The sequence below is a fragment of the Cellulosimicrobium sp. SL-1 genome, assembly GCF_011033075.1.
In the GTDB taxonomy this organism is placed as follows: Bacteria; Actinomycetota; Actinomycetes; order Actinomycetales; family Cellulomonadaceae; genus Cellulosimicrobium; species Cellulosimicrobium funkei.
In genome coordinates this window covers 260,776-285,632 of record NZ_JAACJC010000001.1, presented here as the reverse complement: position 1 = coordinate 285,632, position 24,857 = coordinate 260,776, and the positions used below count along the sequence as shown (strand labels likewise).

Here is a 24,857-nt window from a genome sequence, read left to right as displayed (position 1 = left end):
CCCGTCGGCCGTGCGGTCGATGTCGAGGCTCAGCCTCCCACGGCCGCGGTGAGCGGACCGCGCACGAAGTACACGACGAACCCGGCCGCGACCACCCACAGCAGCGGGTGGACGTCGCGCGCCCTCCCGCACGCGGTCCGCAGCAGGACCCACGTGACGAACCCGATGCCGATGCCGTTCGCGATCGAGTACGTGAGCGGCATCGTCACGATCGTGAGGAACACCGGCAGCGTCACCGTGAAGTCGGTGAGGTCGATCTCCTTGATCTGGCCCATCATCATCGCGCCCACGACGACGAGCACCGCGCTCGCGACCTCGATCGGCACCACCGCCGTGAGCGGCGTGAGGAACATCGCGACGAGGAAGAGCCCACCCGTGACGACCGAGGCGAGGCCCGTCCGCGCCCCCTCGCCCACGCCCGCCGCCGAGTCGACGAACACCGTGTTCGACGACGACGACGTCGCGCCGCCAACGACCGCCCCCACGCCCTCGACGACGAGCGCCGACTTGATGCGCGGGAAGTTGCCGTCCGCGTCGGCGAGACCGCCCTGCTTGGCGAGCCCCGTCATCGTGCCCATCGCGTCGAAGAAGTTCGTGAAGAACAGCGTGAACACGAGCATCGTCGCCGCGAGCGCCCCGATCCGGTCGAACGCGCCGAACGAGAGCTGCCCGAACAGGCTGAGGTCGGGCACCGAGACGAGCGAGCTCGGCATCGCCGGCACGGTGAGGTGCCAGCCGCCGGGGTTCGTCTCCGACGCCGGGCCGAGGTGCAGCACGGACTCGGCGACGATCGCCACGACGGTCGTCGCGACGAGCCCGATGAGCAGCCCGCCCTTGACCTTGCGCGCCACGAGGACGCCCATGGTGAGCAGCCCGACGACGAACACGAGCGTCGGGACCGAGGTGATCGACCCGCCGTCGCCGAGCTGGACCGGCGGCCCGCCCGGGGTGCGCGTGACGAACCCCGCGTCGACGAACCCGATGAACGCGATGAACAGGCCGATGCCCACCGTGATCGCCGCCTTGAGCTGGCGCGGGACGGCGTTGAAGATCGCCGACCGCGCGCCCGTCACGGCGAGCAGCACGATGAGCAGGCCGTTGACGAGCACGAGCCCCATCGCCTCGGGCCACGTCACGTCGCCGATCACGGCGACCGCGAGGAACGAGTTGATGCCCAGCCCGGCCGCGAGCGCGAACGGGAGGTTCGCGACGAGCCCGAACAGGATGGTCAGGCCGCCGGCGGCGAGGCCGGTCATCGCGCCGACCTGCGCCGTCTGGAGCCACCCGCCCGCGACGTCGACGGGCGCGTTCGCGGCGCTCGTCCCGCCGAGGATGAGGGGGTTGAGGATGACGATGTACGCCATCGCGAAGAAGGTCACCAGCCCGCCGCGGAGCTCGCGCCCGGTGGTCGAGCCGCGCTCGGTGATCCGGAAGAAGCGGTCGAGCCGGCCGGGGGCCGGTCCGGTGCCGCGTGCGTCGTCGTTCCCGGCGGTCTCCCGCCGCATGCCGAGGAGAGTCACGTCCTTGTGCCCTTTCCTGAGGTACTGACCGGCCGCGCGGCCGTCAGTACTCGACCCGGGACTCGAGGGCGCGCCAGGCGTCGAACGGCGCGGTGGCGGTGGCCGTGCGCTCGTGCACGACCTGCATGACCCGGTCGGCCGGGTCGGCGTCGAAGAAGTCGTAGAAGGCGGCGTCGTCGAAGCCGGCGCGCGCGGCGTCGTACCGGTCGGCGGCGTAGTGGACGGCGTGCACGCGCGCCCAGAGGGCGGACGCGAGGCACATGGGGCACGGCTCGCAGCTCGAGTAGAGCGTCGCGCCCGTGAGGTCGAAGGTGCCGAGCGCGGCGCACGCGCGCCGGATCGCGGTGACCTCGGCGTGCGCGGTCGGGTCGTTGTCCTGCGTGACTCGGTTGTTGCCCTCGAACACCTGCCCGTCGGCGGTGACGACGACGGCGCCGAAGGGTCCTCCGGCGTGCGCGACGCTGTCGACCGCGAGGGCGACGGCTCGGTCCAGGTGTGCGGTGTCCACGACAAGAGTGTTCATGGGGAGTCTCCACGGTTCGGGCAGCGACGCCGGGTGCTCCGCCTCCGGCGTCCGGGCTCGTCGGTGAGCCGGGAGGAGGCGGCCGGCGGGCCGCTGCAGGCGAGTTGTCACGTCCGCCTGGTAGGTAGCTGCCGGTGTCGGATCGAACGTGTCGACCACCGAGCGTGTCGCTCGGCCCGGGCCCGCCGTTGGCACGCTCGACGCTAGCAGCGCGTGACGGACGCCACAAGAGTTTCGGAAGAACTTTTCCGATATGCGGATGTGTCGACGAACAGAGCCCCGCGCTCAATGCTCCCGCGAGGTCTGTTGCGGAAGGATCTGCCGCCCGGAAGAGTTGTCCCAGCGCAGGTCCGACGCCCGGGGCGTCGCCCCGTCCCGACCCACCCGGAGGCCCAGTGACCGAGCCCGCTCCGCCGTCGTCCCTCCCCGTCGTCCGCGTCCCCGCCCGACCGGGCCCGCCGCTGCGCTTCCAGCTCCGCCCCGTGGCGCCCTCGCTGCGCTCGTTCCTCGCGACCGAGGCGGGCGGCGCCGTCCTGCTCCTCGCCGCGACGGTCGTCGCGCTCGTGTGGGCGAACTCCGCGTGGTCGGGCGCCTACGACGCGCTCTGGTCCACGGAGGCGGGCTGGCGCGTCGGGCCGTGGGCGTTCGAGATGGACCTGCACCACTGGGTCAACGACGCCGCGATGGCCGTGTTCTTCCTCGTCATCGGCCTCGAGATCAACCGCGAGGTCACGAGCGGCGAGCTCCGCAACCGCCGCACCGTCGCCGTCCCCGCGCTGGGCGCGCTGGGCGGCCTCGCGGTGCCCGCGCTCATCTACGTCGCGTTCAACGCGGGGTCTCCCGCGGAGCACGGGTGGGGCATCGTCATGTCGACGGACACCGCGTTCCTCGTGGGCATCCTCGCCCTGTTCGGGCCGCGCTGCCCCGACCAGCTCCGGCTCTTCCTCCTCACGCTCGCCGTCGTCGACGACATCGGCGCCATCACCGTCATGGCGCTCTTCTACACCGACGACCTCTGGCTCCCGGGCCTCCTCGTCGCCGCCGTGCTCGTCGTCGTGATCCTCGTGCTGCGCTGGCTCGGCGTCTGGCGCCTGGCGCCGTACGCGCTCGCCGGGATCGCGCTGTGGGGCGCGGTCTACGCGTCGGGCGTGCACGCGACGCTCGCGGGCGTGCTCGTGGGCCTGCTCGTGCCGTCGCGCTCGTCGCGGCCCGTGGACGTCGCCGTCGTGCCGAAGTACGCGAAGCGGCTCGCGCAGGAGACGACGGCGGAGCGCGAGCACCTCACCGAGCTCGCGGCGCGCGCGGCCGTGCCCACGAGCGAGCGCCTCCAGCGCGTGCTGCACCCGTGGAGCGCGTACGTCGTCGTGCCCGTCTTCGGCCTCGCGAACGCGGGCGTGCAGCTCGACGGCGAGTCGCTGCGCGCGGCGGCCACGTCGCCCGTGACGATCGGCGTCGCCGTCGCGCTGGTCGTGGGCAACGCCGTCGGCATCTTCGGGGCCGCGACGCTCGCCCTGCGCCTCGGCCTCGGCGACCTCCCGGGGCGGGTGCGGTACTCCCACCTGCTCGGCGGGGCGATCCTCGCCGGCATCGGGTTCACCATCTCGCTCTTCATCGCCGAGCTCGCGTTCGACGACGAGGCGCTCGTCGAGCAGGCCAAGATCGGCATCCTCGCGGGCTCGCTCGTCGCCGCCGTGCTCGGCTCCGTGGCGCTCCGGCTCTTCGGCGAGCGCTGGCCCCTGTGCTCGCCCGGCGCGGACGGCCCGCCGCCCGAGCTCCCGCCGCTCCCCTGGCACCCGCCCGCGACCACGTGACCGCGCGCCCGAGCGCACGGCACGGCACCCCACGGGTACGAGTGTGGTCGCCGCCCGGGCGCCCCGACCCCGCGAGCGCCCTACGGCCGCGCGGCGGCGGCGACGGCGGCCCGCAGGCCCTCCGCGGTGACGCGCCCGCGGTAGCGGACGCCGTCGACGAAGAGCGTCGGGGTGCCCTGCACGCCGACCGCGAGCGCGTCGGCGTAGTCGCGCTGCACCGGCGCGGCGTACTGCTGGGCCGCGTCCCCGACGACCGACGCGCCGTCGAGCCCGAGCTCCTCGGCCCGCTCGGCGAGCCCGGCCTCGCCGAGCTGGTCCTGGTGCGCGAACAGCGCGGCCTGCATCTCCCAGAACCGGCCCTGCGCGGCGGCCGCCTCGACGGCGAGCGCGGCCGACAGCGCGTGCGGGTGGATCTCGAACAGCGGGAAGTGGCGGAACACGAGACGCACCCGGCCGCCGGAGGACTCGACGACCTGCCGCAGCACCGGGGCGGCGGCGGCGCAGTACGGGCACTCGAGGTCGCCGAACTCGACGATGGTGACGGGCGCGGCCGGGTCCCCGAGGACGTGCGCGTCGGCGGGGACGAGCTGCTCGGCCGGGATGCGGTCGGGGGTCTGCTCGCTCACGCTGCCCAGCATGGCACGGGCGCGGTGCCCGTGGTCAGGCGAGCGCGAGCGGCCGGGTCTCCTGGGCCGCGCCCGGCACGGGCTCCACGAGGCGCGCGAGGTCCGGGCCCGCGCTGTCGCGCCACCAGGCGAGGTTCCGCGCGTGGCGCGCGTAGACCGACGCGGGGTCGGCGCTGAGCGTCACCGCCGTCTCGGCGAGGTAGACGGCGTCGACGGTCTCGGGCGGGGTGGGCACGCCCGCGAGGACGCGCAGCGCGCCGCGGAAGCGCGGGCGGTGGTGCAGGCGCTTGACGAGGTTGAGCGCGCCGAACAGCAGCCCGGGGCGGACGCGGCAGACGAGCTCGTCGTCCCGGTGGAGCTGCGCGCGCAGGCGCTCCTCGTCGACGACGAGACCGCGCCCGACGGCCTCGCCGAGCATCCACAGCAGCGCGGTGTCCGAGAGGGCGCGCGCCCGCGCGCCGCCGCCGACGTCGCTGTGCCCGCCGGGGAACCAGACCTGCTTGACCCGGGGCGCCATGGCCACGGGCACGTCCCACAGGCACGGCTCGAAGGTGATGCGGCGGTCGTCGATGGCGAGCGCCTGGCGGGCGCACCGCACGTCGGTCGACAGGCGCAGGTCGTGGAACCGGCTGCGGCGGCGCGACAGGCCGGGCACGCCGAGCGCGCCGACCGTGTCGAACACCCCGAGGAACGCTACCGGCACGTGGTCGTGGCAGTACGCGGCGCGGAACGTGCGGGCACGCTCGGCGCGGCGGGCAGGGTCGCGGTCGCGGTAGACCTCCTCCGCCTCGCACAGGTGGTCGCGCGCCAGCGCGTCCTGGGTGAGCAGGCCGACGGTCGCGACCATCCCGACCACGCTGCGCGCGGTGTACGCCCCGCGGCTGAACCCGAACACGTAGATCTCGTCGCCGGGCTCGTAGTTGAGCGCGAGGTGGCGGTACCCCGCGACGACGTTGCGCGTCAGGCCGTAGCCGAACGCCCCGCCGAGGAGCCGGTCGACGAGGTAGCCCTGCGCCCCGACGCCCTCGACGGAGAACACCATCTGCTGGACGCCGTCCGGTCCGATCCCGGTGCGGACGGAGCGCGCGATCTTCTCAATGTTCGACACGCTCGCGTTCACCGGCGAGTTCCACGTGCCGTCGCAGCACAGCACCAGCCGCTTCATGGTCCCTCCTCGATCCGCCCCCGGCGGCGCGTCGGGGACACCATCTGGGGAGGGTCGCCGCGCCCCGGCTGATGCACGACGGCGCCCGCCGACGCACGGACCGGTCGGGGTTCGTGAGCAAGCCGTGAGCGTGTCCGTGCGCACCCCCGGATCCGTCCGGGAGGGTCGCCGTCGTGCCGTAGGTTCTGGCGGTGTGACCGCCACGAGCACCGCCCCGCCCACCGGCCCCGCGGACCACCCGCCGGGCGGCCGGGAGCGTCGGCACGCGCGCGTGCCGCGTCGGCACCGGGCTGCGTGGATCGCGGCCGTCGTGGCGCTCGTGCTCGTGCTGGGCGGGGGCGGCGGCGCGTTCGCCTGGTACCGGGACACCGAGTACGACGCGCTGGCCGACCGGGCCGCGACCGCCGAGGACCTGCTCGCGGCGTCGGACGGGAAGGTCGCGGACCCGGCGGTGCGGACCGCGCTGACGACCGAGGTGGACGACGCCCGCGCCCTGCTCGCGGCGCCGTTCCTCGACCGGATGACCACGGGCACGGACGCGACGGACCGGTCGCTCGTGTCGGCCTCGGACGCCGTGCACGCCTCGATGCTCGACCACGCGCGGAGCGAGGTGACCGCGGCGCGCGCGAGCCTGGCGACCGCCAGCGCGCTGGGCGAGAAGATCTACGCCGCGACGGAGGGGCTCGGCGCCGACGAGGCGGTCCGCGGCCGGCTGCGCGACGCGCTGGACACCGCGGCCGCGGCCGACGCCGCCGCCGACGCGGGGCTCGCGGGCGACGACCTCGCGAGGCTCGAGCAGGCGGTGCTCGACCTGGGCGCGGGCCTCGGGGTCGTGAGCACGTCGACGGAGGAGACGTCGGTCGCGCAGGACGCCGTCTCGTGCCCGGCGCCGGACCAGGTGTGGGACCCCGACGGCGGCCGCGTGCCCGACGCCGCTCTCGCGCCGATCCCGTGGTCGCCCGGCGACCGGGTGCGCGCGGACGTGCTGGACGGGCTCGTCGCCCTCGACGCCGCGTACGTCGAGCGGTTCGGCGTGCACCTGACGATCAACTCCTCCTACCGGACCTTCGAGGAGCAGCAGGGCCTGTACGACCCGTCGTCGCCCATCGCGGCGCCGCCCGGGTGCTCGAACCACGGGCTGGGGTTCGCCGTCGACCTGGGCGGCGGCGTCCAGGCGTTCGGCACCCCGCAGTACGAGTGGCTCAAGCAGCACGCCGAGACCTACGGCTGGACGCACCCCGACTTCGCCGAGCCCGACGGGCGCGTGCCCGAGCCCTGGCACTGGGAGTCCGTGCTGGCACGCGCGGACGGCTGAGCCCGCCGCCGGTCGCGCCGGGGACCCCGGGAGCGCCGGGGCGCGTCCTCAGGAGGCGTGCGCCCGCTCGACGTCGACGTGCGTGACGTCGCCCGGCGTGGGGCCGTCGCGCAGCCAGGCGACGAGGCGGTCGACGGCGTCCGGCGCCCCGGACGCGACGACCTCGACGGTGCCGTCGGGCCGGTTGGTCGCGGTGCCGTCGAGGCCGAGCCTGGCGAGCCGCTCGCGCGTCGCCCAGCGGAAGCCGACGCCCTGCACGCGCCCGTGCACGCGCGCTCGCACGGCGGCGTCCGCGGCACCGGGCGCCGCGCCCTCCCCCGGGCGCGTCACTGGTGCACGTGCGCCGGGGCGCCCGTCGACGACGCGATGTCCGACTCGGCGTCGTCCAGCAGCCGGTCCGCGAGCCGGCGCAGCGCCCGCCCGACGGCGATCTCGTCGCCGATGAGCGGGACGTCGCGGTCGTGCGGGTCGCGCCGCGCCCGCCCGACGGTCCGCACGTGCTCCGGCGTCTCCGCGACGAGGACCGCCTCCGCCGTCGTCCGGCCCTCCGACTCGACGACGCTCACCTGCACGCGCCACACCTTCGTGGTGTCCGTGCCGTCGCCCGTCTCCGCTCCCGGGACGTGCTCGACGTAGCTGTCCGACCCCGGGTAGACGAGCGTCCGCTCGCCCGTGTCGGCCCACTCGACGAGGTACGGCGGCGAGCCGTCCTCGTGCCGCAGCTCGACCACGACCCCGTCGCGCACCGCCCCGCCGACGACGCCCGAGGCGGTCACGATCCTGTCCCCGACCGATGCCCTCATGGCTCCTCCTCGTGCCGCACCGTCCTTCCATCATGCGACCGCCGGGAGTGCGCTGCACCCCCGGTCTCAGGGTGTCCGGGCGCCGAGCTGGTCCCGCAGCGCCGCGGGGTCGTGCACCGGGAGCCGGCACACGAAGTCCGCGCAGAGGTAGGCGCCCGGCCCGCGGTCGGCGAGCAGGGCGACGCCGTCGGCGGCGAGGGTCGCGGCGTCGTCGGGCGTCGCGGCGAGCAGCAGCGCACCCGGGTGGTACCAGTCGCGCGCGGCGGCGAGGAACCCCGCGTGCCGGTCGGCGTCGGCGACGACCACGAGCTGGTGGGGCGGCTCCGCGAGCCCGACGGCGACGCGCAGCACCCCCGCCGCGCCGAGCGGGTGCTCGCTCGCCGCAGCGGACGCGGCGGCGTGCGCGAGCGCCGCGTCCCGGTACCGCGGCTCGCCCGTCGCGAGGTGGGCGAGCAGCGCGGCCCGGGCGGCCGCCGTCGTGCCCGAGGGCACCGCGCCCTCCGACGGGTCGGCCGCCGCCCCGGCCGCCAGCCCGAGGTCGGTGAGCACCGGGTCCGTGCCCTGCGGGGGCGTGAGGTCGCCGCCCGGGCCGACCGTCGCGTCGACGAGGCGCAGACCCTCGCGCACGTACCGCGCCTCCCCGGTCAGGCCCCCGAGCACGAGGAGCGCCGTCGCGAGCGCGCCGTGGTCCTCCAGCGTCGCGACGGCGTCCGAGGCGACCCCGCCCTCCGACGCGCGCACGAGCGACCCGTCGGCCCGGACGTGGGTCGCGAGCAGCCGGTCGGCGGCCGCCCGCGCGGCGTCGGTGAGGTCGGGCAGCGCTAGGTGGTGCCCGGCGCGGGCGAGCGCCTCGATCGCGAGCCCGTTCCACCCGGTGAGCACCTTCGTGTCCAGCGGCGGCGGCTCGTGGTGCGCGCGCTCGCCCGGCGGGAGCAGGTAGTACCCGCCCTCGACGCGCTCGCCGTCCACGACGGACTCCGAGTCCTGCGCGCTCGCGAACGCGCCGTCGGCCAGGCGCAGCACGCGCAGGAGGAAGCGCCCGACGTCACCCGCCACCTCGGCGGTGTCCTCGCCCGCGTCGGGCGTGCCGGGCGCCTCGGCGGGCGTGCGCAGCGGTCCGTCCACGGGCCCGGTCCGGCGCAGCACGGCGAGCGTCGTCGCGGCCGAGAGCAGCTGCGCGTTGTCGTAGAGCATCCGCTCGTAGTGCGGCTCCGACCAGTCCGGCCGGGTCGCGTACCGGAAGAAGCCGCCGTCGACGTCGCGCAGCGGGCTCGCCGCCATCGCGTCGACCGTGCGTCCCGCCAGGACGAGCGCGCGCCGCGCGACCTCCGGGTCGACGACGGACGACGCCGCGACGTCGAGCAGGAGCTCGAGCGTCGGGGCGACGGGGAACTTGGGGGCGCCCCCGAAGCCGCCGTGCACGCGATCCTCCGCCGCCTCCAGCCGCTCGACGACCCGGCGGGCGTGCTCGGCCGGGTCGGCGACCGGCCCGGCGTCCGCGCCGCCCGACGCCCCCGAGCCGTCGACCGCCGTCGCCGCCGCGCGCGGCACGCCCGTCCGGCGGCCCGCCGCCGCGTCGCGCAGCGCCGCGCGGATCGCGTCCCCCGTCTCGACCGCCTGGTCGCGCCGCTGCTCCCAGGCCTGCGCGACGGCGTCGAGCACGTCCCGGAACGCGGGGCGTCCGGCCACGGGGACGGGCGGCCAGTACGTGCCCGCGTAGAACGGGGCGCCGTCGGGCGTCGTGAACACCGTGAGCGGCCACCCCAGGTCCGGGGTGAACGCGCTCGCCGCGGCGAGGAGGCTCGCGTCGACGTCGGGGTGCTCCTCGCGGTCGACCTTCACCGCGACGAACCCGCGCGCGAGGAGCGCGCCGATGTCCGGGTCCGAGAAGCTCTCGCGCGCCATGACGTGGCACCAGTGGCACGTGGCGTACCCGACCGAGATCATGACCGGCACGTCCCGGCGGCGCGCCTCCGCGAACGCCTCGGCGCCCCACGGGTACCAGTCGACCGGGTTGCCGGCGTGCTGGCGCAGGTACGGGCTCACGGCGGCGGCGAGGCGGTTGACCATGACGTCCAGCCTCCCAGGTCGACGCGCCGCTCGCGGCCCGGGCCGTCGGAGTTGTCTGCTCCGTCCCGGAGCGGCGCGCTTGTAACGTTGCGCCCATGCCCGGCCCCGAGCAGCCCGCCCTCGCGGTGGCGACCGACGTCTCCGTCCGACCTGCTGTCGCTCCGGACGCCTCCCCGGACGCCGGGCGGGGCCCCACGCCGCTGCCCCGCCGGCCCGTCCGCCAGGTGCCGGCGAGCGGTGACCGCAAGGGCCCGTTCACCCTCGGCGACGTGCTCGGGCACGGCGGGTTCGCGCACGTCTACCGCGCGACGGACGCGGACGGCGCGGAGGTCGCCGTGAAGGTGCTCACGGGTCTCCAGGAGGGTTCCCGCGAGCGCTTCGCGCAGGAGGCGAGGCTGCTGGAGGCCGTGGGCGGGCGCGGCTTCCCCGCGTTCGTGCGCTCGGGCCTGGACGACGACCAGCCGTGGTTCGCCATGGAGCTGGTCCCCGGCACCACGCTGCGCGAGCAGGTCCGCGCATCGGGCCCGCTGGACGGACGGCAGGCGCTGCGGCTGGCGTCGCACGTCGCGGAGGCCCTGCTCGTGCTGCAGGAGCAGCACTGCGTGCACCGCGACCTGAAGCCCGCCAACATCATGGTCGACGGCGACCGGGCGGTCCTCATCGACCTCGGCATCGCCAAGCTGTTCGACACGGCGACATCCACCCAGCCCGTCGGGACGCTCGCGTACATGGCGCCGGAGCTGTTCGCCCGCCGCGTGCACCCCCGCTCGGACGTGTACGCGCTCGGCCTGCTCCTGATCTTCGCCACCACGGGGGTCGTGCCGGCGGACCTCAACTTCCTCGGCCGCGACCTCGAGGCCGACGACCTCGTGCGGGAGGTCCCGGACGACCTGGTCGGGGTGCCGGCCGGGACGGAGCCGGCCCCGTCCCCGGCCGAGCCGCCCGAGATCGACCCCCACCTGCAGGACCTCATCCTGTCGACGACCCGCTACCAGCCGAACCACCGGCCCGCGCTCGAGAGCGTCGTCGGGGTGCTGCGCGCCCGGCTCGCCGGGGAGGCCCCCGACGACACCCTGCTCCTCACGTCACGGATCGTGGCCGACGGCGCCACCGCGGCCGAGCGCGCGCTGGGTCCCGTCGCCGGGCTGGCCGCCGCCACCGGCGCACCCGTCCGGGCCGAACGGGCGGAGGAGGTCACGCCGGTCGGCAGGGCGGCCGACGCGGCCCGTGTCCGGGAGCCGTGGCACGCCCTGGTCTACGACGCGACGCTGATGAGCGTGCTGGCCGAGGTGCACGGCGACGGGTTCGACGGCGCGGCCGCCGAGGTCATCGCGGACCACGTCGCGAGCATCGGCGCGCACGTGGCCGACGGCCGGACCCCGGCGGAGCTCAAGGACTGGCTCTGGCAGGCGATGCGGTGGCAGGCCGCGGCACCGCCCGCCGGCCACCCCGACACCCTGCGCGGGTGGCGCGAGTATCGTCGCCCGACGCACCCGATGCTCCCCGTGCCAGGCTCCGGCGCCGAGCCCGTGGCCCGGGCCGCGCGGTCGCGGACGGCCGGCCCCGTCCCGGTGCCGGAGTCCGGCTCCCCGGACCCGCGTCCCTGGCCGGTGCCTGTGCAGCGGGTCTCCACGCTGGGTCGTGGTCCGTCGGGGCGGCCCCGGCCGGAGCCGGTCCCGCCCGCCGTCGGACGGACCCGCGTCATGGACTCCCCCGACCTCGTCGCCACGCAGGTCGGCCGGCCGGTCCCGCCGTCGGTCCCGCCGCGCCGGAGCCCCGTCCGGCACCTCGGCCCGACGCCGTCGTCGCCCGCCGTGCGTCCGGAGTCCGTCCGGCCGCGGATCACCGGTGCGGCGGTCGCGAGCGCCCCGGCCCCGCGCGCCGCCGGCACGTCCGCGGCCACGACGGCGCCGCGCCAGGAGGCGGCCCCGGCGTCCGCCGCGCGGTCCGCACGTCCCGTCCGACCCGCCGCGTCGTCGTCCTGGGACCGTTCCCGGGTCGGAGGCGCGCTCCTGCGCGCCCTGCCGCGCGTCCTCGCGGTCCTGGCGGTGCTGCGCACGCTGTGGCTCGTGCCCGACGGCGCGGCCCGCCAGAGCCAGCCGTTCGTCCCCCTGCCGCCACAGCTCCTGGAGACCCTGCGCGTCTCGGTCGACCTGGCCCCGCTCGTCGACGGTCCCGTGCTCGCCCTGGCCGCGCTCGCGGTGGCCGTGGTGCTGCGCGTCGCCGGGCAGCGCACGTGGACGTGGCCGTACGCCCTCGTCGCCTGCGCGTCGGTCGCTGCGACGGTCGTGCTCGTGCTGCGCGGCTGATCGAGGTTCGGGCCGGGTCGGGCGGTGCTCGGCGCGGTCCCGAGGGGCGGGTTCAGGCGTGCAGACGGCGCAGGAACGCGCGGGTCCGCTCGCGCTGCGGGTCGCCGAGCACCTGCTCGGGCGTGCCGCGCTCGTGGACGCGGCCCTCGTGCAGGAAGCACACCTCGTCGGCGACGCGGCGCGCGAACCCCATCTCGTGCGTCGCGACGAGCATCGTGCGGCCCTCCGCGCGCAGCTCGGCGAGCAGGTCGAGCACCTCGCCCACGAGCTCGGGGTCGAGCGCGGACGTCACCTCGTCGAGCAGGAGCAGCTCGGGGCCGTTGACGAGGGCGCGCGCGATCGCCGCGCGCTGCTGCTCGCCGCCCGAGAGCTGGTCGGGATAGGACGTCACCTTGTGACCGAGCCCGACGCGACCCAGCATCTCGACCGCCGCCGCCTCGGCCTCGTCGCGCGAGCGCCGGTGCACGAGCCGGGGTGCGAGGGTCACGTTGTCGAGCACCGTGAGGTGCGGGAAGAGGTTGTACGCCTGGAAGACCATGCCCATGCGCGCCCGCACGCGGTTCGCGTCGAGGCGCGGGTCGGCGACATCCTCGCCGTCGAGCAGGATCTGGCCGTCGTCGACCTCGTCGAGCAGGTTGACGACGCGCAGCAGCGTCGACTTGCCCGAGCCGGACGACCCGACGAGCACGACGCACCGGTGCGCGTCGACGTCGAGGTCGATGCCGTCGAGCACGACCCGCCGCCCGCCCGGGGCGCCCGCGGCCGGGTACGTCTTGCGCACGCCGCGCAGGGACAGCAGGTGACGCGCGTCCTGGGGGATCGCGCCGGACGTCGCGGACGCGCTCATCGGATGTCCCCTGCCCCGCTCACCGTCGCGAGCGACCGGCCCCAGCCGCGACGCGCCTGGTACGCGTCGACCGCGCGCGTCAGCGGGAACGACACGAGGAAGAACAGGATCCCCGCGACGACGTAGGGCGTGAAGTTGTAGCTGCCCGTCGTCGCGATCTGCGCGGCGCGGATCGCGTCGACGGCACCGAGGACGGAGATGAGGCCCGAGTCCTTCTGCAGCGAGACGAGGTTGTTCGCGAGCGGCGCGGTGACGTTGCGCACCGCCTGCGGCAGCACGACGCGCCGCGTCGTCTGCGCGCGCGTGAGCCCGAGCGAGCGCGCCGCCGCGACCTGCGACGGGTGCACCGACTCGATGCCCGCGCGGAACACCTCCGCGAGGTACGCGGTGTACGTGAGGACGATCGCGAGCGCGCCGAGGAACGCGCCCGACGTCGGCAGCCACTCCAGCCGCAGCGCCGGCAGCCCGAACCCGACGAGCAGCAGCACGAGCAGGAGCGGCACGCCGCGGAACAGGTCGACGTACACCGTCGCGAACGCCCGGAGCGGGAACAGCGCCGGGATGCGGCTCGTGCGCGCGACCGCGAGACCGAGCCCGAGCACCGTGCCGACGACGCCCGCGACGACCCACACGCGCAGGTTGAGCCACAGCCCCTCGAGGATCGCGGGCAGCGACTCCCACGCCATCGCCGGGTCGAAGAACGCGGTCCGCGCCCGCTCCCAGCCCGGCGCGTTGACGACGACGAGCACGACCGCCGCGACGACGAGCACCGTGCTCACGAGCGCGACGAGGAGCGACCGCCGCCGCTGCGCGCGCCGGAACGCCGCCCGGTCGAGCGCGAGCGGCGACGGCGACCACGCGGCGGCCGGGACGGCGTCGGGCGACCCGACGCCTCCGGGCGGGCGCGCGTCGTCGGGCACGGTCATGGCAGGGTCACTGGAGGACGGGGATGTCGTCCGACTTGAGCCATGTCGTGCGCAGCTCGGCGAGCGTGCCGTCCGCCTCCAGGTCGTCGACGGCCTGCGACACGCAGTCCGTGAGCTCCGAGCCGAGGTCCAGGACGAGGCCGTACTGCTCGACGACGCCCTCGTCGGGCAGGGTGCCGATGACGACGGAGTCCGGGAAGTACTCGGTCGAGGCGGCGACGCCCTGGTCGACGTCCATGACCATCGCGTCGATCGTGCCGGACTGCAGCGCCTGCATGCCGTCGCCCGCGGCGCTGTACGGCGAGATGTCGGCGTCCTCGCCCCACGCGGCCTCCGCGAGCGTGAGGCTCGTCTGGGCGGCGGTGACCCCGATGCGCGCGCCGTCGAGCTCGGCCAGCGTCGTCGCGCCCGCGTACGGGCCGTCCTCCATGACGATGACGCCCTGGCGCGTCGTGAGGTACGGGCTCGAGAAGTCGACGGCCTGCTTGCGCTCGTCCGTGATCGACGTCTGGTACGCCGCCACGTCGAACGGCTTCACGGCCGGGCTGATGATCTGCTCGAACGTCACCGTCTCCCACACCACGTCGTCCGCCGCGTAGCCCAGGCGGTCCGCGACGGCGTAGATCAGGGCCGACTCGAAGCCCTCGCCCGAGTCCTGCTCCCCCACGTACCACGGGGAGTACGGCTCGCCCGCACCGACGGTCAGCACGCCGTCGGTGAGCGTCGGGAGCGCACCGGGCTCGCACTGCGCGTCACCCGACGCGCTCGCGCTCGGGCTCGCGGCGTCGCCGCCGTCGTCGGCACCCGACGAACAGGCCGCCAGCGTAAGCGCGGCGACCGCCGTGACGGCGGTCAGGACGGCGGGACGGGGACGCAGACGACGCATGGTGACCTTCCGGGTGTCGGGCGCCCGCGGGAGTGGTGGGCGCCGGCCACTGACGATAACGCCGGGCCGTGGGCCGTGGCTTCCCCCGCCCGCGCCTCGGCCGGGTGGGGCGCGTCACAGCACGAGGGCACCGCCCGTGCAGGGGACAAAGCAAGAGGCCCTCGGTCAGCATTTCTGCTGACCGAGGGCCTCTCAGGAGTAGCGGGGGCAGGATTTGAACCTGCGACCTCTGGGTTATGAGCCCAGCGAGCTACCGAGCTGCTCCACCCCGCGTCGGTGATCACTACTCTACGTGAGGTTCCGGACCAGGCCAAATCGGGTGGACGAGACGTGGGTCACGCCAGGACCTCGACCCCGAAGGCGAACTCGCGGACGGCCCCCGGCTCGAGCCGCACGTCGGCGGCGCAGTCCGCCCGGTTGAACGCGTCGGTCAGCGTCTCCACCGGCTCGACGGCGATCGCCGCGCGGCCGCGCCGTGCCAGGCCGTCGCCCGTGTAGACGTGCACGAGGCCGCGCTCCTGCCAGACGGCGAGCCCCTGCCCGGTGGCGGGGTCGCGCACGACCGTGCGCGCGCGGCCGTCGGCGTCGGCCCGGAGGTCGGCGAACGCGTGGTCGAGGCGCACGCCCGCGAGCGGCAGCGGGCCGACGCCGTCGATCGCCCCGAACGCGGCCTCCCCCGCGAGCGGGAGCATCCCCGCGTCAGTCACGACGGCGCGGCGGGCCGGCACCGTGAGCTCCAGCGCGTCGACCGTGCCGTGCCCGGGGACCCGGAGGTAGGGGTGCCAGCCGAGCGAGACGGGGGCCGCGGTCGTCCCGACGTTGCGGGCGCGCAGCGTGACGTCGAGGGATCCGGCGCCCAGGACGTACCGGACCTCCAGCACGAGCGCGAACGGGTAGCCGGCGTGCGCGTCGGCGTGGACGACCGTCCGGAGCGTCACGGACTCGCGCTCCGCCCCGTCGACGGCCGCCGCGTCGCGCGCAGCGACCCCGCCCTCCCCCGCATCCTCGACGACCGCCCAGTCGAGCGTGCGCGCGAACCCGTGCATGGCGAGCGGCTCCCAGGGGAGCACCGGGGGTACGCGGTGCCGGACGCCGTCGAACACGTACTCGCCGCCCGCGAGGCGGTTGACGAACGGCGCCATGAGCGCCGACCGCGCGGCGTCGTGCGCGGCGACCTCCGCCTCGTCGGCGTACCCGTCGACGAGGCCCTCGACGCGCTCGATGCCGTCGGCGCCGCGCCAGGGGGCGCGCCACGCGAGGACGGCGGCGCCACGCAGCGCGACCACGAGCTCGGCGCCGGACGTGTGGTGCAGCCGCACCGCCGGCACGGTCGTGGTGTCGTCGCCCGCCGCGCTGAAAGCGTTGCTGCAAACCGTTGCAGAAGTCACGAGGAGCGATCCTCCCGCCCGGGGCGGGAAATGACAACTCCGTCCCGAACGGCCGCAGACGACGGACGGGCGGGGACACCCGCTGGTGTCCCCGCCCGTCCGTGGCGCTGCGTCGCTCGCGCGACCGGTGCGTCAGCCCGCCGACGACTCGGTGTCGAGCGCCTGCTCGGCCGCGAGGGCCGACTCGAGCGCCTGCTGCAGGCGGTCCTGCGCCTCGCCGTAGGCCGCGAAGTCGCCCTCGGCGAGCGCCGCCTGGCCGTCCTCGATGGCCTGCTGCGCCTGGCGCAGCGCCTGGTCGAGCTCGGCGCGCGCGCCGCCGTCGACCGTGCCGCCGTCGGCCGGCGGGGCCGGCTCCTCGGTCGCCGGGGGCTCGGTGCCGGGGTCGGTCGTGCCCGGGTCGGTCGTGCCCGCGTCCGGCGACTCGCCGTCGGCCGGCTGGTCCGGGACCTCGGTCTCGACGCCGCCGTCCGCGTCACCGGCGTTCGCGCCCGAGTCGCCGCCGAACACCTGGTCCAACGCCTCGTCGAGCGTGTCGGCGAAGCCGATCTCGTCACCGAAGGAGACGAGCACCTTGCGCAGCAGCGGGAACCGCGTGCCCTCGGTCGACTGCACGTACACCGGCTGGACGTAGAGCAGGCCACCACCGACCGGCAGCGTCAGCAGGTTGCCGTTGATGACCGTCGAGTCACCGCGGCGCAGTGCCAGCAGGCCGTCGGCCGCCGTCGGGTCGGTGTTGAAGTTGTTCTGCACCTGACCCGGTCCGGGCACCGTCGCGTTGCGCGGCAGTTCGAGGAGCCGCAGCGTGCCGTAGTCCTCCGACCGCACGCCCGCCTCGCTGCCCGGTTCCGCGTCGACCGCGAGGAAGCCGGTGAGGATGTTGCGGTCCGAGCCACCCCCCGGGATGTACGTCGACATGAGCGAGAAGGTCGGCGCCTCCTGGCTCGGCATCTGCAGCGTGAGGTAGTACGGCGGCTGGAGCGGCTTGTTGTCCCCGCTCGCCGTCGGGTCCTCCGGGCTGCGCCAGAAGTCCTGGCCCGAGAAGAACTCGTTCGCGTCGTCCACGTGGTAGCTCGCGAGGAGCGTGCGCTGCACCTTGAACAGGTCCTCGGGGTAGCGCAGGTGGCTCATGAGGTCGCCCGAGATCTCGGACAGCGGCTGCACGGCGTTCGGGAAGACCTGCGTCCACGCCTGGAGGACCGGGTCCTCCGTGTCCCACGCGTAGAGGTCGACGGAGCCGTCGTACGCGTCGACGGTCGCCTTGACCGAGTTGCGGATGTAGTTCACCTGCTGCGGCGCGAGCGCCTCGACCGAGTTGGCCGCGACGAGCGAGTCACGCGTCGAGTCCTCGAGCGACTCCGACGTGGAGTACGGGTAGGCGTTCGACGTGGTGTAGCCGTCCACGATCCACTTCACGCGGCCGTCGACGACCGCCGGGTACACGCGGCCGTCGAGCGTGAGGAACGGCGCCACCTTCGCGACGCGGTCGCGCGGGCTGCGGTCGTAGAGGATCTGCGACTCGTTCGTCACGCGGTCCGAGAACAGGATCTGCTCGGAACCGAACTTCAGGGCGTAGAGCACCTTGTTCACGAACGACCCGACGCTGGGACCGGCCGCGACCTCGTCGGTGGGGAAGGTGTTGTTGACCTGTCCGCCCGCGTCGTCCACCGGGTAGTCGAGCTCCCACGGCTCACGGTCCTCGGGTGCACCGACGATCGAGTACTCGGGCGCCTCGGGCGAGAAGTAGATGCGCGGCTCGTAGCCGCCCGCGTCCGTGAACGCACCCGTCGACGGGATCGAGCCCTCGTAGAACGCGGGCCTGCCGTCGGGGCCGATCTGGTTGCCGTACGCCGCCACGACGCCGAAACCGTGCGTGTAGACCGTGTGGTCGTTGACCCAGTTGCGCTGGTCGGCCCCGAGCCCGTCCTGGTTGAGCTCGCGCACCGCGATGACGGTGTCGCGGCTCTCGTCGTCGATCGTGTAGCGGTCCACCGACAGCGAGCTCGAGAACTGGTAGTACTGCTTGTTCTGCTGGAGCTGGCTGAACGACGGGCTGACGATCTCCGGGTCCAGGAGGCGGATCGACGCCGTCGTGTCCGCGTCCTCGCGCAGGGCGCCGGCCTCGGCCTCGGTCTTGGCGTTGTACTGCTCGGTCTCGACGTTGTCGATGCCGTAGGCGGCCTTCGTCGCGTCGATGTTGCGCTGGATGTACTCCTCCTCGAAGTCCTGCGCGTTCGGCGTGACCTGGAAGCGCTGGACGACGGCCGGGTAGATCCCGCCGATCGCGATGGCCGAGACCACCATGAGGCCCACGCCGATGGCCGGCAGGCGCCAGTTGCCGCGCACCGCGGTCACCACGAACAGGGCCGCGACGAAGAGCGCGACGACCGTGAGGATCGCCTTGGACGGGATCACCGCGTGCACGTCCGCGTACGACGCGCCGTCGAACTTCGCGCCGCCCGACGTGAGGATCGAGTACCGGTCGAGCCAGTAGTTCGCGCCGATGAGGACGAGCAGCAGCGCCGCGATCACCGAGAGCTGGACGCGCGCGGCCGTCGTCGTGCGCGGGCCCGCGTCGGAGCCGCCGCCGATCCGCAGGCCGCCGTAGAGGTAGTGCGTCGCGACCGCGGCGATGCCCGCGATGATGACGACCGCCATGAGGAAGCTCACGACGAACCGGAGGGCGGGCAGCGTGAAGACGTAGAAGGACAGGTCGATGCCCCACTGCGGGTCCGTCGTGCCGAACGGGACGGAGTTGAGCGCCAGGAGGACCGTCTGCCACTGCGAGGACGCCGCCGCGCCGGCGAAGAAGCCGACGAGCGCCGGGGCCACGACCATGACGACCTTGCGCAGCGGCTCGATCGCCTCGCGGTACTGGTCGAGGGTCGCCTGCTCGGGGGTGGACGGCGCGTAGATGGGCCGCGACCGGTACGCGAGCGAGAACGACAGGAAGACGAGCCCGCCCATGACCAGGAAGCCCGCGACGAACAGGGCGATGCGCGCGCCCCACTGGGTCCACAGGACGTTCGCGAAGTCGAGCTGCTGGAACCACAGCACCTCGGTCCAGAACTGGGCGAGCAGGAGCAGGAGGACGACGAGGGCGCCGACGACGGCGATCGCGATCCCGATCGGGCTCCGGCGCCGGGCGGGCCGCCCCCCGGAGGACGGCCGGCGGGGCGCTGCGGCGAATGACACGGTGGGTATACCTCTTCGGTCGTGGCTCGGGCGTGCACCGGGGTCAACGCCCGGTCCTCCCCCAAGGTTCCCACGGTCCGGCGCCTCGTGGGGGACGGCCGGCACCCGGCCCGCGGCGGCGCGGGGCGGCGCCGATGAGGGACGATGGGGTCATGCCCCAGCCTGACGACGCCGCCCCCGGTCCCGACGCCACCACCCCCGCGCCCGGACCCGACGCCGGTCCCGACCCGGTCGCGCCCGGCGGCCCCACCCCGCAGCACGCCCTCGCGCTCGCGGTGCACGAGATCGAGTCGCACGCGGCCGACGCGGGCTGGGACGTCCCGCCCCGGCTGTTCGCGCTCGTCGGGACCGCGGGCGCCCTCGGCGCCGACCCGACGCTCGCCGACCGGCTCCCGCCCGACGTCGTGGCCGCGGCCGAGGCGGACCCGCACCACCTGCTGTCGATCGAGCAGGAGGGCTTCGCCGTGGACGGCGACCTCGAGGACGGGCTCGCCCGCGTCGCGTGGCCGGCGACGGTCGACGGCGCCGCGCTCGTCGTCGAGCGGATCGTGCTGCCGCCGGCCGCCGAGGAGGGCGTCCCCGACGACCCGGACGCCGCGCTCGACTACCTCACGAACCACCCTGACCGGCAGGACGTGCGCCTCGCCGTCGGCGTGCTGCGCGACGGCACCACGTGGTGCGCCGTCCGCTCGCGCGCCCACGACTCGGCGACGGACGTCGCGGGCGGACCGGACCTCGTGCCGGGGCTGGTCGAGGCGCTGCGCGCGACGCTCGAGGACTGACGGCGCGCGGCGTCGTCAGCCGCGCGCCTCGCACGTGGGCAGCGAGTCGCCCTCGCCCGCGCCGATGGCCTCCATCGCCGCGCGCGCGTCGGCGAGCGTGGAGACCGCCGCCACGTGCAGGCCGTCGGGCACGTTCCCCACGACCTCGGGGCAGTTGGCCTGCGGGGCGAGGAACCACGTCGCGCCGTCGCGCAGCGCGCCGTAGAGCTTCTGCTGGATGCCGCCGATCGGCCCCACGTCGCCCTCGACGCTCATGGTGCCCGTGCCCGCGATGACGACGCCGTTCGCCTCGTCCTCGGGCGTGAGCTGGTCGACGATCCCGAGCGCGAACATCGTGCCCGCGCTCGGGCCGCCGATGTCCTCGATCTGGATCTCGACGTCGACGGGGAAGTCGAACGCGGGGTCGATGAACACACCGAGCAGCGCGGTGTCGCCGCCGTCGGTCGTCGCGACCGTGAGGTCCGTCTCCGCGCCGTCGCGCTGCACGCGCAGCGTCACGTCGTCGCCCGGGTCGACCGCGGCCAGCCCGTCGATGAGGTCCTGGTACGTCCGCACGGGCGCGCCGTCGAGCGCGACGATGACGTCGCCCGGCTCGACGACGCCGTCGGACCCGCTGTCCGGCACCGTCCCCTCGACCGTGAGCGTCGCGGGCACGTCGTACCCCAGCTCGGTGAGGGCGGCGACCGTCGCGTTCTCCTGCGAGCTGATCATCTCGGCCTGGCCCTGCTGCTCGGTCTCCTCCTTGGTGCGGCCCGTCGGGAAGACCTCCTCGACCGGGCGCACGCTGCGCGACCGGTCGAACCAGCCCTGCACCACCTGGCCGAGGTTCACCGGGTAGCCCGGGCCGCCGGCGACGGACACGGTCGTCAGGAGCAGCTCGCCCGTCGAGTCGTACGTCTCGGCGCCCGTGATCGAGATGAGGGGCGTGCCGTCCTGCTGGCCGAGCGTGTCCTCCGTCGGGCCCGGCGACCGCACCGCGTACGGCGCGGGCAGGATCGCGAGGCCCGCGACGAGCAGCGTCGTCGCGAGCAGGGAGATGCCGAACGTCAGCGACCGCCGGGTCACGGGCGGCGGGTCGTGCTCGTCCTCGGTGAGGAGGGCGTCGAAGGAGGGGGCGTCGCTCACCGGGACATCATCCCCGAGGTTGCTGGGATCTCCCTGCCGACGGCGGGGACACCGCCCGGGAGCCGCCCCTACGGGCGGCGCGAGCGGGCCTGCCGCCAGACGGCGGCCGTGCCCAGGACCGCGACGGCCGCCCCGGCCGCGCCGAGCGCCGCGGCGTCCCGGCCGCCGAACCGGCGGCCCCCGACACCCGTGCGGCCGCGCACCTCGGCCAGGAGCACCTCGAGCGCCGCGGCGCCCGACCACTCCGGGCGCCACCCGGCGTCGTGCAGGCGCCGCGCCGAGACCGACCACGGGTGCACGACGAACGCGAGGTCGTTCGCCGGGGACGGGAGCGCACCGACCCGGTGCAGCCGCTCGGCGGTGCCGAACGCCGTCGCGGGCGGGAGCTGGACCGTGCGCATCCCGGCCGCCGCGGCCACCGTCTCCGAGTCGAGCGCGTCGGGCTCGCCGTCGCGCACCGGCCCGGCCGTCAGTCCGCCGACGAGACCCTGGTCCAGCGCGACGCGCACCGCGCCCACCACGTCGTCGACGTGCACGAGCTGCCACGTGCGGCCGCCGCCGCGCACCGTGAGCAGGCGCGGGGCCTCGAAGTGCCGCGTGAGCACGGTGTCCACGCCCGGGCCGACGACGACCGCCGGCCGCACGAGCGCGAGCGGCACCCCGTCGAGCGCGTCGCGCAGCGCGTCCTCGAACGCGACGAGGTCACCCGCGAAGCCGGGCCCGTCGTCGGCGGCCACGGGGTCGTCGTCGTCGATCACGCCCCGCTCGGGCGACGCGCCGTGCACCGCGGCCGACGACACGGCGACGACGTGCTCGATCCCGGCCGCGACCGCCGCCTCCCCCGCGCGCCGACCCAGGAGCGCGAGGCGCGCGCGCTGCTCGGCGTCCGTCCGTGCGCGCGGCGTCCCGAACTCCCCCGCGGGCGCGACCACGACGAGCCGTCGCGCCCCGGCGGGCCAGACGAGCGCGTCCACGGGCGACGCCTCGGCGGCGCCCAGGCCCGCGCGCACCGCGTCCGCGACCTGCCCGACGCCGACGACCACCACCGGGTCGGGGTCGGCGACCTCGTCCGCCGGGGCGGTCACCGTGCTCGCCGTGGGGTCCTCCCCCGGACCGGCCGGGGGCTCGCCCGCCGCGGGGAGCGCCTCGCTGCGCCGTGAGCGAACCCGGCCCTCGGACATGGCCCAGCCCCCGTTCTCGGCGCTCGATCGTGGTTACGGTGATCACCGACGCTACCGTGAGGAGTCGCCATGAGCAGCCTTCCCCCCGACCGCACGCCCGGACCGGACGACGACACGCCCTTCGACCCGCGGTTCGAGGAGCTGCTCCGCTCGATGCTCGGGCCCGACGCCGACGAGGCGCTGCGCGAGCTGCGCGCCCGCGGGCTCGACCCGCAGGCGCTCGCCGCGGGCGGCGCGGCCGACCCACAGCTCTTCCAGCACGTCCTCGCGCAGGTGCAGCGCATGCTCTCGACGCCGAGCGACGGCCCGGTCAACACGGACGTCTCGCACGACGTCGCGCGCCAGGTCGCCGTCGCCGAGGGCGACCCGTCGATCTCGCCGGCGCAGCAGCGCGCGGTCACCGAGGCGCTGTCCGTCGCCGAGCTCTGGCTCGACGCCGTCACCGACCTGCCGCCGTCGGGCGGGAAGAGCCAGGCGTGGAGCCGGTCCGAGTGGGTCGAGCACACGCTCCCCGCGTGGAACGAGCTCGTCGCCCCGGTCGCCGCTTCCGTCGCGGACGCGCTCGCCACGGTCCTGCGCGACCAGCTCCCCGAGGGCATGGGGGACGACACCTCGGCCCTGCCGGGCGTCGGGTTCACGCTGCCCGGTCTGCCGGCCGGTGCGCTCGGGCTGCCCGCGGGCGACCCGGCCGCGCTCATGCGGCGCCTCGGCTCCGCGGTGTTCGGCATGCAGGTGGGCCAGGCCGCCGGGACGCTCTCGCGCGAGGTCTTCGGCGCGACCGACGTCGGGCTGCCGCTGCTCGACCGGCCCGCGACGGTCCTCCTGCCGACGAACGTCGCGGCGTTCGCCGAGGGCCTCGACGCCCCCGCCGAGGAGGTCCGCCTCTTCCTCGCCCTGCGCGAGGCCGCCCACGCGCGCCTGTTCACGCACGTGTCGTGGCTGCGCGGGCACCTGCGCGGGCTCGTCGACGCCTACGCCCGCGGCATCACCATCGACCTCTCCGCGCTCGAGTCGCAGCTCGCCGACGTCGACCTCGCGGACACCGACGCGCTCCAGCGCGCGCTGTCAGGCGGCGTCTTCGGCCTGCAGAACACGCCCGAGCAGCAGGCGACCCTGCTGCGCCTCGAGACGACGCTCGCGCTCGTCGAGGGCTGGGTGGACGAGGTGACCGCCGTCGCGGCGCTCCCCCACCTGCCCCACGCCGTCCCGCTGCGGGAGATGCTGCGCCGTCGTCGGGCGGCGGGCGGGCCCGCGGAGCACACGTTCGCGACGCTCGTCGGCCTCGAGCTGCGCCCGCGGCGCTCGCGCGACGCGGCCGCCCTGTGGGCGCTCATCGCGGCGCAGTCCGGCGCGGGTGCGCGCGACGCGGTGTGGGACCACCCCGACCTGCTCCCCGACGGGACCGACCTCGACGACCCGTCCGGCTACGAGGGCCGGCGCGCCGCGACCCGCGCGGAGGAGGCCGACGTCGACCGCGCGCTCGAGGAGATCTTCCGCGCCGCGGAGGGATCGCCCACCACCGAGCCGGGGCCGGCGACGGCCGACGGCTCGGACGACGACGCCCCGGCGGACGACGCGCCCGCGGACGACTCGGACGCAGCCGGACCGACGGACGACGGCGGGACGGGCGACGCGACCGGCCAGGGCGGCGTGCCGCGCTGACCTGACCCGGACGTCAGTCCCCGGCGTCGGCGGGCGGTGCCGCGGTTTCCGCGGCGCCGTCCCCCGGCTCGACGTCCGCGTCGTCCGGCTCGAGGTCCGCGTCGTCGGGCTCGAGGTCCGCGTCGCGCGAGAACGACACACCCTCCAGGAACCCTCGCGCCCGCTCCGTGCGCGGGTAGGCCTCGAGCAGCTTCCAGAACCCCGGGCCGTGGCCGGCGTGGAGCAGGTGCGCGAGCTCGTGCAGGAGCACGTAGTCGAGCACCCAGGACGGCATCCCCCGGACGCGCGTCGAGATGCGGATCGTGCCGTCGATGAGCGTGCACGAGCCCCAGCGGCGGTCCTGGTTGCCCGCCCACCGCACGCTCGTGGGGCGGGCGCGGCCGTCCAGGTACTTGTCGGACAGCTCGACGGCGCGGCGCGCCAGCTCGGCGTCCGACGGCCGCCGCCGACGCTCGGAGTCGGCGAGGCGGTCGAGCATGCGCTGGACCCACTCGCGCTCCTGCGCGCGCGTGAACCGCGCCGGGATCGCGACGATCGTGCGCTCGCCGTCGCGGTAGGCGCTCACCGTGCTCTTGCGTCGGCGGCTGCGCCGAACCTCCACGATCGTCTCCCGGACCACGCCTCAGACCGTAGTGGTTCTCGCCACGAAATGGCAGGGGCGCGCCCGGAGTGGCGCGCTCTCCCGCGACGTTCGGTCGAGCGGACGACGTGGAGACCTGTGGCGAC

20 protein-coding genes and 1 tRNA gene are annotated in these 24,857 nt (G+C 75.5%); 5 read left to right on the top strand and 16 right to left on the bottom strand.

Annotated elements, in window-relative coordinates; genetic code table 11:
• Window positions 1–29 precede the first annotated feature (29 nt).
• Both GWJ10_RS01270 and GWJ10_RS01265 read right to left on the bottom strand, forming a co-directional pair.
• Window positions 30–1,505: an NCS2 family permease gene (locus tag GWJ10_RS01270; RefSeq protein WP_163184551.1), complete on the bottom strand. Its 1,476-nt coding sequence runs from the start codon at window positions 1,503–1,505 to the stop codon at window positions 30–32.
• Between the two features lie 58 nt (window positions 1,506–1,563).
• Window positions 1,564–2,043, bottom strand: coding sequence for a nucleoside deaminase (locus GWJ10_RS01265; RefSeq protein WP_163184549.1), 480 nt, complete (start codon window positions 2,041–2,043; stop codon window positions 1,564–1,566).
• A gap of 395 nt (window positions 2,044–2,438) precedes the next feature.
• On the opposite strand from GWJ10_RS01265, the gene nhaA reads away from it, so the two are divergent.
• On the top strand, window positions 2,439–3,854 hold the full coding sequence (gene nhaA, locus GWJ10_RS01260; protein WP_051876943.1) for a Na+/H+ antiporter NhaA: 1,416 nt from the start codon (window positions 2,439–2,441) through the stop codon (window positions 3,852–3,854).
• Between the two features lie 80 nt (window positions 3,855–3,934).
• On the opposite strand, the gene GWJ10_RS01255 is transcribed toward nhaA, so the two are convergent.
• On the bottom strand, window positions 3,935–4,480 hold the full coding sequence (locus tag GWJ10_RS01255) for a DsbA family protein (protein ID WP_241005616.1): 546 nt from the start codon (window positions 4,478–4,480) through the stop codon (window positions 3,935–3,937).
• 34 nt (window positions 4,481–4,514) lie between these two features.
• The gene (locus GWJ10_RS01250; protein WP_163184545.1) at window positions 4,515–5,645 is read right to left on the bottom strand and encodes a DUF2235 domain-containing protein; all 1,131 of its coding nucleotides are present in this window, start codon (window positions 5,643–5,645) and stop codon (window positions 4,515–4,517) included.
• 193 nt (window positions 5,646–5,838) lie between these two features.
• Between GWJ10_RS01250 and GWJ10_RS01245 the strand changes: the two genes are divergently transcribed.
• Complete coding sequence (locus GWJ10_RS01245; RefSeq protein WP_163184543.1) at window positions 5,839–6,960, top strand: M15 family metallopeptidase; 1,122 nt, start codon at window positions 5,839–5,841, stop codon at window positions 6,958–6,960.
• A 48-nt stretch (window positions 6,961–7,008) separates the two neighbouring features.
• On the opposite strand, the gene GWJ10_RS01240 is transcribed toward GWJ10_RS01245, so the two are convergent.
• From GWJ10_RS01240 to GWJ10_RS01230, 3 genes are all read right to left on the bottom strand, one after another.
• Window positions 7,009–7,290: an acylphosphatase gene (locus tag GWJ10_RS01240; protein WP_085388322.1), complete on the bottom strand. Its 282-nt coding sequence runs from the start codon at window positions 7,288–7,290 to the stop codon at window positions 7,009–7,011.
• The gene (locus GWJ10_RS01235) at window positions 7,287–7,763 is read right to left on the bottom strand and encodes a dsRBD fold-containing protein (protein ID WP_061266925.1); all 477 of its coding nucleotides are present in this window, start codon (window positions 7,761–7,763) and stop codon (window positions 7,287–7,289) included. Before GWJ10_RS01235 ends, GWJ10_RS01240 begins: the two co-directional genes overlap by 4 nt.
• A gap of 66 nt (window positions 7,764–7,829) precedes the next feature.
• Window positions 7,830–9,833, bottom strand: coding sequence for a DUF255 domain-containing protein (locus GWJ10_RS01230; protein WP_163184541.1), 2,004 nt, complete (start codon window positions 9,831–9,833; stop codon window positions 7,830–7,832).
• 95 nt (window positions 9,834–9,928) lie between these two features.
• Here GWJ10_RS01230 and GWJ10_RS01225 point away from each other — a divergent pair, with 95 nt between their 5' ends.
• Window positions 9,929–12,142, top strand: a complete 2,214-nt coding sequence (locus GWJ10_RS01225) for a serine/threonine-protein kinase (protein WP_163184540.1) — start codon at window positions 9,929–9,931, stop codon at window positions 12,140–12,142.
• Between the two features lie 52 nt (window positions 12,143–12,194).
• On the opposite strand, the gene GWJ10_RS01220 is transcribed toward GWJ10_RS01225, so the two are convergent.
• The 6 genes from GWJ10_RS01220 to GWJ10_RS01195 form a co-directional block, all read right to left on the bottom strand.
• Window positions 12,195–12,989 carry an amino acid ABC transporter ATP-binding protein gene (locus tag GWJ10_RS01220; protein WP_076405161.1) on the bottom strand — a complete coding sequence of 265 codons (795 nt, stop codon included), beginning with the start codon at window positions 12,987–12,989 and terminating at the stop codon, window positions 12,195–12,197.
• Window positions 12,986–13,915, bottom strand: a complete 930-nt coding sequence (locus GWJ10_RS01215) for an amino acid ABC transporter permease (protein WP_085388326.1) — start codon at window positions 13,913–13,915, stop codon at window positions 12,986–12,988. Before GWJ10_RS01215 ends, GWJ10_RS01220 begins: the two co-directional genes overlap by 4 nt.
• 7 nt (window positions 13,916–13,922) lie before the next feature.
• Window positions 13,923–14,801 (bottom strand): ABC transporter substrate-binding protein, encoded by an 879-nt coding sequence (locus GWJ10_RS01210; protein WP_043657951.1) that lies wholly within the window; start codon window positions 14,799–14,801, stop codon window positions 13,923–13,925.
• Between the two features lie 199 nt (window positions 14,802–15,000).
• Window positions 15,001–15,074: transfer RNA gene (locus GWJ10_RS01205), tRNA-Met, on the bottom strand.
• A 62-nt stretch (window positions 15,075–15,136) separates the two neighbouring features.
• The gene (locus GWJ10_RS01200; RefSeq protein WP_163184538.1) at window positions 15,137–16,189 is read right to left on the bottom strand and encodes an aldose 1-epimerase; all 1,053 of its coding nucleotides are present in this window, start codon (window positions 16,187–16,189) and stop codon (window positions 15,137–15,139) included.
• A gap of 132 nt (window positions 16,190–16,321) precedes the next feature.
• Window positions 16,322–19,381: a UPF0182 family protein gene (locus tag GWJ10_RS01195; protein WP_061266920.1), complete on the bottom strand. Its 3,060-nt coding sequence runs from the start codon at window positions 19,379–19,381 to the stop codon at window positions 16,322–16,324.
• A gap of 152 nt (window positions 19,382–19,533) precedes the next feature.
• Between GWJ10_RS01195 and GWJ10_RS01190 the strand changes: the two genes are divergently transcribed.
• Window positions 19,534–20,163, top strand: coding sequence for a PPA1309 family protein (locus GWJ10_RS01190; RefSeq protein ID WP_232322606.1), 630 nt, complete (start codon window positions 19,534–19,536; stop codon window positions 20,161–20,163).
• 15 nt (window positions 20,164–20,178) lie between these two features.
• Here GWJ10_RS01190 and GWJ10_RS01185 read toward each other — a convergent pair whose 3' ends face one another.
• Window positions 20,179–21,288 carry a PDZ domain-containing protein gene (locus tag GWJ10_RS01185; RefSeq protein ID WP_061266919.1) on the bottom strand — a complete coding sequence of 370 codons (1,110 nt, stop codon included), beginning with the start codon at window positions 21,286–21,288 and terminating at the stop codon, window positions 20,179–20,181.
• A 68-nt stretch (window positions 21,289–21,356) separates the two neighbouring features.
• Entirely contained in the window at window positions 21,357–22,373 is a 1,017-nt protein-coding gene (locus GWJ10_RS01180; protein WP_171467622.1) for an NAD-dependent epimerase/dehydratase family protein, read from the bottom strand.
• 165 nt (window positions 22,374–22,538) lie between these two features.
• Between GWJ10_RS01180 and GWJ10_RS01175 the strand changes: the two genes are divergently transcribed.
• A complete protein-coding gene (locus GWJ10_RS01175) occupies window positions 22,539–24,131 on the top strand; it encodes a zinc-dependent metalloprotease (RefSeq protein WP_163184535.1) in 1,593 nt (530 codons plus the stop codon).
• A gap of 13 nt (window positions 24,132–24,144) precedes the next feature.
• Here the strand turns inward: GWJ10_RS01175 and GWJ10_RS01170 are convergent, their stop codons facing one another.
• Window positions 24,145–24,750 (bottom strand): YgjP-like metallopeptidase domain-containing protein, encoded by a 606-nt coding sequence (locus tag GWJ10_RS01170; protein ID WP_241005615.1) that lies wholly within the window; start codon window positions 24,748–24,750, stop codon window positions 24,145–24,147.
• Window positions 24,751–24,857: the final 107 nt, after the last annotated feature.